The 1,228-nt window shown below is 39.6% G+C and carries 1 protein-coding gene; it reads left to right on the top strand.

Annotated elements, in window-relative coordinates; translation table 11 throughout:
- Positions 1-116: 116 nt before the first annotated feature.
- Positions 117-1,001, top strand: a complete 885-nt coding sequence (locus ASU02_RS19925; RefSeq protein ID WP_057766897.1) for an RluA family pseudouridine synthase — start codon at positions 117-119, stop codon at positions 999-1,001.
- The last annotated feature ends 227 nt before the right edge of the window (positions 1,002-1,228 follow it).

Here is a 1,228-nt window from a genome sequence, read left to right as displayed (position 1 = left end):
CGTGCCGAGATGACTTATGACCTCGAGCCGATGGCGTCTGGAGCTAGACAAGGAAAAGCGGAAGACGCCTGATTATCTGCGACAAGCATAACACGAGCCAGTTAGAAAGGTATTGTATGAAAAGATTTCAATTACAATGGCAAATTATAGAATCCGATGGAAATAAAATCATTAAGGATTTTTTTAAAGAAAAGCAAGTATCGAAGGCCGCATTAACTGATATTAAGTTTAAAGGCGGCTTTATCTTAGTAAATGGAAGAGAACAAACCGTTAGATACTTGCTAAAGGTGGGTGATGTGCTCACCATTAGCTTTCCTGCAGAACATCCAAGTGAGGGTATGAAAGGTGAGCCAGTGCCACTACATATCTTATATGAGGATGATTATGTACTTGTAGTAAATAAACCAGCAGGTATGAGTACAATTCCTTCGAGAGAGCATCCTGCAGGAAGCTTAGCTAATGCATTGATTGGATATTACGAGCAAAAAGGTCTGCAAGCAACAGCTCATATTGTCACAAGACTTGACCGGGATACCTCTGGGATTGTGCTTATTGCAAAACATCGCCATATTCATCATCTATTAAGTGAGCAGCAGAAAGCAAAAGGTGTGAAAAGGGTTTATGAGGCATTTGCAGAAGGGGTACTGATGAATGAGAACGGGGTAATCATACAGCCGATTGCACGTAAGAAAGATAGCATCATTGAAAGAGAAGTCAATCAGAACGGACAATATGCTTGTACACGTTATGAAGTGATTTATAGTTATCAGTCTTTTACCCATTTAAAACTGCAATTAGAAACAGGCCGAACACATCAAATACGCGTTCATCTATCTTATTTAGGTCATCCGTTAGTAGGGGATGATTTATATGGCGGAAGAGTGGACGTGATGAAAAGACAAGCCCTTCATTGCTGTGAACTCAGTTTTTTTCACCCGCTTTTGGAAAAACATTTATCTTTTAAGCTTGAGCTTCCTGAGGATATGAGGAAGCTAATCTAAAAAAGCCGGAGCTCCCGGCTTTTTTTGTACTGAAACGATGAAATAAGTTGAATTTTGTTGGTACCTGGAAAGCGGTCACGTAAAATTCGTTTGGCGCCCCAAAAAGTAAAAAACTAGAANAAAGCGGTCACGTAAAATTCGTTTGGCGCCCCAAAAAGTAAAAAATTAGAAAAAGCGGTCACGTAAAATTCGTTTGGTACCCCAAAAAGTAAAAAACTAGAAAAAGT

The organism is Cytobacillus praedii, from assembly GCF_001439605.1.
GTDB lineage: Bacteria > Bacillota > Bacilli > Bacillales > Cytobacillaceae > Cytobacillus > Cytobacillus praedii.
This window is presented reverse-complemented; position numbering and strand designations above follow the sequence as displayed.